This is a genomic window from Trueperaceae bacterium, from assembly GCA_019454765.1.
Lineage (GTDB): Bacteria > Deinococcota > Deinococci > Deinococcales > Trueperaceae > JAAYYF01.
This window is the reverse complement of sequence record JACFNR010000060.1, coordinates 5240-11804: the sequence shown is the minus strand read 5'-3', so window position 1 is coordinate 11804 and position 6565 is coordinate 5240. Positions and strand designations below refer to the sequence as shown.

General features: G+C 72.7%; 6 protein-coding genes. All 6 read right to left on the bottom strand.

All coding sequences use genetic code 11. The features are described 5' to 3' along the window. Positions 1–13: 13 nt before the first annotated feature. Positions 14–1171 carry a ribulose 1,5-bisphosphate carboxylase large subunit gene (locus H3C53_12410; GenBank protein ID MBW7917467.1) on the bottom strand — a complete coding sequence of 386 codons (1158 nt, stop codon included), beginning with the start codon at positions 1169–1171 and terminating at the stop codon, positions 14–16. Positions 1172–1255: 84 nt separating this feature from the next. Then, positions 1256–2257, bottom strand: coding sequence for a transketolase (locus H3C53_12405; GenBank protein MBW7917466.1), 1002 nt, complete (start codon positions 2255–2257; stop codon positions 1256–1258). Next, positions 2254–3174 (bottom strand): transketolase, encoded by a 921-nt coding sequence (locus H3C53_12400; GenBank protein ID MBW7917465.1) that lies wholly within the window; start codon positions 3172–3174, stop codon positions 2254–2256. The genes H3C53_12405 and H3C53_12400 overlap by 4 nt, the downstream gene beginning before the upstream one ends. Continuing rightward, positions 3167–4222 (bottom strand): S-methyl-5-thioribose-1-phosphate isomerase, encoded by a 1056-nt coding sequence (mtnA, locus tag H3C53_12395; protein MBW7917464.1) that lies wholly within the window; start codon positions 4220–4222, stop codon positions 3167–3169. The genes H3C53_12400 and mtnA overlap by 8 nt, the downstream gene beginning before the upstream one ends. Before the next feature lie 103 nt (positions 4223–4325). Then, positions 4326–6005 carry an iron ABC transporter permease gene (locus H3C53_12390; GenBank protein ID MBW7917463.1) on the bottom strand — a complete coding sequence of 560 codons (1680 nt, stop codon included), beginning with the start codon at positions 6003–6005 and terminating at the stop codon, positions 4326–4328. Positions 6006–6010: 5 nt separating this feature from the next. Next, positions 6011–6565 (bottom strand): TOBE domain-containing protein (locus H3C53_12385; GenBank protein ID MBW7917462.1); only part of this gene is annotated, 555 nt, incomplete at its 5' end.

Here is a 6565-nt window from a genome sequence, read left to right as displayed (position 1 = left end):
TTGGTGGCACGGGTCAGCCGGCGCTGAGCCTCCTGCCGGCGCGGCGCTCCTCCACCTTGTCGCGCAGCGCGCGCGCGTTCGCGGCCAGGCCCGCGGCGCCCCTATGCAGGTCGCCGCCTATCAGGAACACCACGTCGTCGCCGTAGAACTCGAGCAGCTCGGCCGTGCGGGCGAGGGTCATGCCGCCGCCGGGCGCCGGGAGGATCGGCGCCAACCCCGCCAGGTCGTCGGCGACGCCACGCACGATGCGGCGGCACTCGCTCTGCGAGAAGGAGAAGCGCCCGCCGTAGTTGGGGAACACCACCACGTCGGCGCCCGCGAGGCGCTGCAGCTGGCCGAACAGGGCGTAGTGATCGATGCCGCTGCACTCGCCGGCCACGAAGCCGCCCAGGAACGCCGGATGGCTGATGATGGGCAGGCCGACCTCGCGCGCCAGCTCCTCCATCCGGTCGAAACCGACCAGCCCGGGCGCCACCAGCAGCGCGCCGGCGCCGGCCGCGCGCGCCAGCCGGGCGCGCTCGAGGGTCTCGCCGCCGGGCGCCGTCACGTTGGGCACGTACACGGCCCGGGTGCCGCCGTCGCGCCGGCCGCGCTCCACGGCGCTCACGCACTTCTCCAGGCGCTCGGCGAAGGCGGCGAACGGCTGGTCCGCCAGCCCGTGGTCGTCCTTGATGAGGTCGATGCCCCCGAGCGCCAGCTCGTACGCCATGCCGGCCAGGGCGTTCGCGCCCAACCCCATCGGTTTCAGCGCCGTGGCGAGCAGCGGACCGTCGTCCGCTCCCACCAGGGCGCGCACCCCGCCGCGTCCGTGGCGCGGCCCGGCGTGGCGCCGCGCCAGGCCGGGCGACAGGCGCACGCGCATGAGCCTGATGCGGGGCAGGAGACTGGAGTTGCCGAACAGCACGTTCAGGAACTGCGTCAGCTCGGCGCCCGCCGACTCGAGCGCGTAGCTGATGGTGGCGTCGAAGCTGCCGGGCTCGCCCTCCTCGAAGCCGGTGAGGCGGCCAACCACGTGCGCGGCGATGGGGCCGTCCACGAGGTCCAGCGGGAACTCGATGGTCTGCTCGACGGCGATGGCCTTGGCCGTGCCGAGCGCCTCGTCCTTGGGGCCGAAGAGGCGGTAGGTGGCGTCGAACCGCTCGCCGGAGAACTCGAACGCGCCCCCGTACACGTCAGGGCCTCGCGCCGCGGCGCCCGCGCGGCCGGGCACCGACCCGGCGTCCGGTGGGCACCCGTGCCTCGGCGCGCCGGGGCATCAGAGTGCTTCCGCCCGGAACTTGTCGTGCACCGGCTCGACCCGCACGGCGGCCAGGTCCTCCTCCTCGATGCCCAGGCTCCTGCCAAGCAGGCGCTCCACGCCGCGCACCAGCGCGGCGGCGTCCAGGCCGTAGTAGCGCATGAGGTACGGCTTGCTGCCGCCGTGCACGTAGGTGTCGGGGATGCCAAGGCGCAGCAGCGGGACGCCGACCCCGTGCTCGGCCATGACCTCGGCCACCTCGGTGCCCAGCCCACCGATCACCGAGTGGTTCTCGAAGGTGATCACGCCGTAGCGCGGCTTGGTTAGGGAGGGCAGCACGGCGGCCGCGTCGAACGGCTTGTGAGTCGTGACGTGGAGGTGCTCGAGGCTCACCCCCTTGGCGGCCAGCGCCTGCGAGGCGCGCATGGCCTCCTCCGTGGTGATGCCGGCCGTGAGGAGCGTGACGTCGGTGCCCTCGCTTAGGGTGCGCGGTCTACCCAGTCGCATGGGGTCGGTGAAGAGGCGAGGGATCTGCCCGCGCAGCATACGGACGTACACGGGGCCGGGCACGGCCTGCGCCACGTCGAGGACGCTCTCGACGTCGGCGGCGTCGCCCGTCTCGAGCACCGTCATGTTGGGCAGGGCGCGCATGATGGCGATGTCGTCGATCGCCTGGTGGGTGGCGCCGCCGGGGGTGGTCACGCCGGGCAGGAAGCCGAAGATGCGCACCGGCAGGTTGGGGTACGCCACGTTCATCTGGATCTGATCGAGGGCGCGGCGGTAGAGGAAGACTGCGAAGGTGTGGAGGAACGGGGTGTAGCCCTCGCGCGCCATGCCGCCCGCCACCCCCACCATGTTCTGCTCGGTCATGCCGAAGCTGTAGAAGCGCTCCGGGTACGTCTCCTGGAACAGGCGCGCCTCCGTGGAGCTGGTCAGGTCGGCCGAGAAGACGACCACCTCCGGCCTGTCGGCCGCCCACCTCACCAGGTTGCGCTCGTGCACTTGGCTCTCGAGCCTCATCTGTCGGCCTCCCACTTGCTGGCGTAGTAGTCGGCGAGCACGGCGTGCTCGTGGTCGCTGGTGAAGCGCACGTAGTGGAGCTTGGGGGCGCGGCCGGCCAACACGTCGACGCCGCGGTGCGGGTCGGTGCGGGCCACGATGACGCGGGCCTTGCCCGGGTGCGGGGCGCGCGCGGCGGCCACCAGGGCGCTCACGTCGTGCCCGTCCACCTCGGCCACGGAGGCGCCGAACGCCGTCAGGCGGGCGCCGAGCGGCTCTGTCGTCATCACGTCGCCTATGGCGCCGTCGGCCGACTGCCCGTTGGCGTCGACCACCACCACCACGTTGTCGAGGGCGTAGTGGGCGAGCGTCTCGAACGCCTCCCACGTCTGACCGATCATCATCTCACCGTCCGACATGAACACCCAGTTCTTGCCGGTGTCGCCGCGCTGGCGCCGCGCCAGCGCCACCCCTATGACCTGGCTGAGCGCCTGGCCGAGGGAGCCCGCCATCAGCTCGTGGCCGGGCGAGTGCTCGGCCCCGATCATCTCGACGGTGCCGCCGTCCTGGTTGAACATGGCCAACCCCTCGGGCGCCATGCGGCCCACCTCGACCAGCGTGGCGTAGAGGACGAGCGCGTACTGGACGGGGCTGAGGAAGAAGCGGTCGAGGTCCGGGCCCTTGGGGCCGTTGTAGGCCGCGCCGGTGGCGTAGGCGGGGTTGCGGCCTGGCACGCCCGTGAAGGGGGGCGGCACGAGCGGCGCGGCGCTGGGGCCGAGGCGCAGCAGCTCGCCGTAGAGGGCCGCGAAGATCTCGGCCGACGAGCACGCCTGCGAGAGGTAACCGCCGCGGTTGCTCAGCGTGAACTGGGTGACCCTTCGGCGGATGCCGTCGGCCACCTCCTCGACCGTCCGGGGGACCGGGGCTGGGTTAGCCATGGTGGTGCTCCTTCTCTCCGGCCAGCGCGGCCAGGCTGAGGGTGAAGGGGGGGTAGGCGATGCCTCGCTCCGTGACGATGCCGGTGATGAGCGCGTGGGGGGTCACGTCGAACGCCGGGTTGTAGACGGGCGTGCCGGGAGGCGCGAGCTCCGTGTCTCCCATGCGCGTCACCTCTTCCCCGCTGCGCTCCTCGATGGTTATGGCGGCGCCCGTCGCCAGGCCTAAGTCGACGGTGGCCAGCGGGGCGGCGACGTAGAACGGCACGCCGTGGTGGCGCGCCACCACGGCGAGGTTGTAGGTGCCGATCTTGTTGGCCGTGTCGCCGTTGGCGGCAATCCGGTCGGCGCCAACGAGGACCAGGTCGATGCCGAGGCGCGCCATCACGGCGGACGACGCGCCGTCGACGATCAGCGTGTGCGGCACGCCGAGCCGCGCCAGCTCCCACGCCGACAGGCGCGCGCCCTGCAACCTCGGCCTGGTCTCGTCGAGGAAGACGTGGACGTCGCGGCCGGCCTCGTGCGCGGTGCGGACGATGCCGAGGGCCGTGCCGTGAGCGGCGGTCGCGAGGGCGCCCGTGTTGCAGTGGTGCAGCAGCCTGGCCCCCTGGCGCACGAGCGGCAGCCCGTGGCGGCCGATGGCGCGGTTGGTGGCGGCGTCCTCGGCGGCCATGGCGTTCGCCTCGGCCTCGAGGCGCGCGGCCACCTCCGGCGGGCTGCCGCCCTCCTCCCACAGGGCGCGCAGTCGGTCGAGGGCCCAGAAGAGGTTCACGGCCGTGGGCCTGGCGGCGCGAAGCTCGGCGTCGGCGCGGGCCAGCTCTCGCCGTTGCGTTGGGGCGTCCGCGCCGGCGTGGGCGCGGGCGGCGAGGACCACGCCGTAGGCGGCCGCTATCCCGATGGCCGGCGCGCCGCGCGTGAGCATGTCGCGGATGGCGGCGGCCACGGCGGAAGCGTCGTGGCAGCTAACGTAGCGCTCCTCGGCGGGGAGTGCGCGCTGGTCGAGCAGCACCAGCTTGCCCTCGTGCCAGGAGATCGTCTCGAAGTCTTCCACCATCACCCTCTCGCTCCGGCGGCGCGCGGCCGCCGGCCATGGTTGCGTCCGGCCGGCACCGAGCGCGCGGCCGCTGGGGGAGCACCCCTGATGAGATCGGCTGTCAGACGAGGACGTCCTCGCCCTCGCCGAAGACCTTGAACAGGATGACGATCGGGACGAGGGTCGTCACGATCAGGACGGTGCCGACCACGGAGGCGGCGCCGAAGTTGCCCTGCAGCACCTGCGTGAAGACCTCGACGGGCAGCGTGCGCGTCTGCCCCACGTAGAGCATCACGGTGGTGTTGAACTCGCGGGCCGTGGTGGCCCAGGTGAGGAGCGCGCCGGAGATGATGGCCGGGGCGACCTGCGGGACGGTGATGCGCAGGAACGTGGCCGGAGGGGCCACCCCCAGGTTTATGGAGGCCTCCTCCTGCTGCGTGCCGGTCTGGTGCAGCATGCCGGAGACGGACCTGACCGTGTAGGGCAGGCGCCGCACGAAGTACGCCAGCACCAGGATGGCGCCCGTGCCGGCGAGGAACAGGGGCGCCCCGCCGAACGTGAGCGACATGCCTATGCCCAGGACCACGCCCGCCACGGCGAACGGGATCATCGACATGGTGTCGATGGCCGTCACCAGCGGTCCGCGGCGGCGCGTGACCACGTAACCGATCACGCTACCGGCCACCACGCAGAGGAGGGTGGCGAGGGTGACGAACGTGAGGGTGTTGCGGAGCGCGAGCGGCAGCCGCTTGGCGAGGGCGTAGCCGGCGAGCGAGAACTCGGGCACGAGCAGCGGCCCCTGCGACTTGAGGAAGGACGACACGATGATGGCCAGGCCCGGCAGGAACGCCACCAGCACGAGGCCGTAGACGACGACGCTCACGAGGGCGGTGCCGAACCGCGAGAGGCGGAACACGCCGAGGGGGCGCAGGGCCTCCTGGCCGTGCGCCGTGCGTTTGGCGTAGCCGCGCTGCAGGAGCAGCGCGCCGATGGTGACGGTGAGGAGCATGACGGAGAGGGTGCTGGCCACCTGCGGGTTGCCGCCGAACTCGTTGACGAACTCGGTGTAGACGAGCACCGCCAGCGTCCGGAACCCCTCGCCGATGATCATCGGCGTGCCGAAGTCGGCGAAGGTGGTGACGAAGACGAGGAGGGCGCCCGTGGAGAGTGACGGCAGCACCAGGGGCAGCAGCACGGTGCGCAGGGCGCCGAGGCGCGTGCGGCCCAGGTTGATGGCCGCGTCCTCGAGGCTCTGGTCCACGGTGCGCAGACCGGCCGACACGAGCAGGAACACGAACGGGAAGGCCTGGAGGCTGAACACGAGGACGATGCCGGGCCAGCCGTAGATGCTCGGCAGCGTCACGCCCAGCTTGGCGAGCGTCTGGGTGATCACGCCGTTGCGGCCGAGCAGGAGGATCCAGGCGTAGGCGCCGATGAACGGGGGCGACACGAAGGTCAGCACCACGGCGGCGCGCACCCAGAGCTTGCCGGGGAGCTCGAAGCGGGTGACCAGGTAGGCGAGGGGGAAGCCGATCAGCACGGCCACCAGCGTGGCCAGGACGCTGACGAAGAGACTGTTCAGCAGGGTGCCGTAGTAGTACCGATACTTGAAGAACTCGACATAGGTCGACCACGCGCTGTAACCGGGCAGCGCGGCGCCGGCGCCCGCCGGCGCCAGGCTCGAGGCGAGCACGGCCAGCAGTGGCAGCACCAGCAGGACGGCGAACATGACTGCCGAGGCGAGGGTGGCCCAGTTCCAGAAGCCCCACGGTTGGCGGGCGGCGCCGCGAGCGGCGACCACCGCTATCAGGACGCTCCCGCCAGGGCGGAGTCGGCGCCGGCGCGTCTGACGGGCGCCGTCTCGGGCGCGCTGGGCGCGGCGCCGCCCGCCTCGGCGGCGAAGAGCCGGGCCCGCCCGGGCGCCACGCCGAGCGCGAAGCGCTCGCCCACCTGGCCCGGGGGCCCGGCGCTGGCGTAGCTCTCGGCGATCACGGTGGCGCCGTTAGCCAGCTCGAGCTCGTAGCGCACCACGTCGCCCAGGTAGGTGCGGCTGAGTAGCGTGCCCACGAGCCCGCCGCCGGCCCCGCCCGCCGGGAGCGGCGCGAGCGTCACGTCGTGCGGCCTGAACCCGACCACCACGGCCCGGCCCGGCCGGGCGTCCTCGCGGGCCTCGGCCTCGAGGCTGCCGACGCCCGCCACCTCCACCGTGGCGGCCGCACCGGCCACGGCGCGCACCGTGGCGGGGAGGAAGTTGCCCTCCCCCACGAACTCGGCCACGCGCCGGTTGGCCGGCCGCTCGTAGATCTCCTCGGGCGTGCCCACCTGCTCGATGCGGCCGCCGAACATCACGGCGATGCGGTC